Below are 2,466 nucleotides of genomic sequence, written 5' to 3' on the forward strand. Positions count from 1 at the left end.
AGCGCAACGAACAAAAAACGCCCCAAAAATCAAGGGGCGTTATGTTGTTGCTGAACCCTAGTAGCGGGGCTGGCGAGGAGCCCTGGGTTTGGCTTCGTTGACGCGAAGCGTGCGACCGCCGAAGCTGAAGTTGTCAAGAGCTTCAATGGCGGAGTCGGCTTCGCCGTCTTCCATTTCCACAAAGCCGAAGCCGCGGGCACGGCCGGTATCCCTGTCGCTGACAAGTTTCACAGACAGAACGTTGCCGTATTCGGCAAAAAGATCCTGAACCTGTTCTTCAGTAGCAGACCAGGGAAGGTTCCCGACATAGATGGACTTGGACATGAAACACCCTCTCAAAAAAAACAATCTTCCCGCGCTTACACCCGATAAAACGTATTACCGGTACGCGGCCCATGCAAGTCACAGAAACACGCTTTGACGAGCTTGTCAACGAAAGCACTAAAAAAAGTTGGCATTGCGCGTTTTTTGCGTGATAAAAACATGGGACGCAATGAAATAACTGAAGGTTTTAAGCAAAAGATATTCAATGGCTTCAGAATGTTATACGCCTGCGCAGGCGAACCATTATCAACAATCCATCTGCACTGCAAAGAGGCGCTGCATCAAAACCAGAGCTTTTACATGTGATAGGCGCGACTTGTGCAGTAACAATACGAACTGTTTGTCTAAACAATCATACTACAAATCAACACAACAGACATAAAAATGAGGCCCTTACGTGTGAAATTATGCGCAATCGAGCCGCCCCAAAAAGCAGAACCGCCCTCTCGTCACGGCGTTTTACACAAAAAAGCCCCCGATCTCTTGTCCGCATATAGGATATCGCATGCGCGAAAAATCGGTGTTTTTATCTGATCTTGAAAAATCGAAGGAATTTTTTACAGAAATACGAATCGCCGCCCTGTCTCCACGACGCATATCTGCATCTGACAGACCGGATATTGAAGCACGATGCGGGCGTCAACAGCCACAGCACTACGGAGTTCGCACAGGGCAACGCCGCGCAGTCGCGGCACGGGGCACGGGGCACGGCAGCGCAAAAAAACAAAAGCGCGCCAGAGCGGCACGCTTTTGCGAAAAACCTATCCCCCGCTTTCAGAGGGCGGCGGCGACCAGTCCGGGGCCATGTCCTCAAATGAAGTATAGGGCGACATGTACATAAGCTCCGCCACACCCACAGGCCCGTTGCGCTGTTTGCCGATAATGATTTCGGCCACGCCCTGGGGAGGACGCTCGGCAGGCTTGACGAATTTGTACACGTCATCACGGTAGACGAACATGATGACGTCCGCGTCCTGCTCGATAGCGCCGGACTCGCGCAGGTCGGAAAGCATGGGCCGCTTGTCGCTGCGTTCTTCCACCTTTCTGTTCAACTGCGACAGCGCCACCACAGGCACGTGCATTTCTTTGGCAAGTCCCTTGAGGGAGCGGGAAATGTCTGAAATTTCCAGTTCGCGCGAATCGGTGCGGCGGCTGGTGCGCATAAGCTGCAGGTAGTCCACCACCACCATGCCGAGGCCCTTGTCCGCCTTGAGCCGCCGCGCACGCGCGCGCAGTTCCAGCGTGGTGAGGGCCGGGGTATCGTCGATAAAAATGGGCGCGCGGGCCACAACGTCGGCCGCTGCATACAGGCGCTGCCAGTCGTCATCGGTAAGCAACGACGGACGGCGCAACTTGGAAAGGTCAACCTTGCCCCACACGGCCAGCATGCGCTGCATGAGCTGCTCTTTGCTCATTTCAAGCGAAAAGACGGCCACGGGAACATTCTGGCGCACGGCGGCGTGCAGGGCCATACACATCGAGAAGGCCGTTTTGCCCATACTGGGGCGGGCCGCCACAATAATCAGGTCCGAAGGCTGAAGCCCGGCGGTGAGCTTGTCCAGGCGGGTATAGCCGGTGGTGACGCCGGTGATCACGTCCTTGGCGTCGGCCAGACGGGAAAGATTGTCAAAAACCCGGTCCAGCAGTTCGCGGGTGGGAGTGAAGTCGCGCCCGGAGGTACGCTGCGAAATGGCAAAAACGGCCTGCTCGGACTCGTCCAGCAGGGTTCCGACCTCAAGGGAGGCATCGTAGCAATTGGTGATAATGCCGGAGCACGCTTCGATAAGGCCGCGCTGCAGGGCCTTGTCGCGCACGATGGTGGCATAATATTCCGCATTGGCCCCCGAAACCACGGCCTGGGCAAGATCGCCGAGATATACGGCCCCGCCCGCTTCTTCCAGGGCGTTGCGGCTTTTCAGCATTTCTGCTGTGGAGAGCAGGTCTATGGGTGCGGACTTGCGGTACAGCTCAAGAAAGGCGGCATAAATGGTGGAGTGGGTCGGCACATAAAAGTCTTCGGCTGCCAACTGGTCCACAATGGCGTGCATAAGCTGGGGGCGCATGAGCACGCCGCCGAGCACGGCCTGTTCGGCCTCCACGCTATGGGGCGGCACGCGACGCAGAAGGTCGGCCTCGGCCCTG

At 56.5% G+C, this 2,466-nt stretch carries 2 protein-coding genes; both read right to left on the minus strand.

The features are described from left to right. Positions 1 to 57: 57 nt before the first annotated feature. The gene (locus tag V6C16_RS11225; RefSeq protein WP_012625640.1) at positions 58 to 324 is read right to left on the minus strand and encodes an RNA recognition motif domain-containing protein; all 267 of its coding nucleotides are present in this window, start codon (positions 322 to 324) and stop codon (positions 58 to 60) included. A 761-nt stretch (positions 325 to 1,085) separates the two neighbouring features. Beyond that, positions 1,086 to 2,466, minus strand: a 1,381-nt coding sequence (gene dnaB / locus V6C16_RS11230; protein ID WP_333543240.1) for a replicative DNA helicase, incomplete at its 5' end; no start/stop codon positions are given.

The sequence above is a fragment of the Desulfovibrio sp. 1188_IL3213 genome, from assembly GCF_036763145.1.
Taxonomy (GTDB): Bacteria; Desulfobacterota; Desulfovibrionia; order Desulfovibrionales; family Desulfovibrionaceae; genus Desulfovibrio.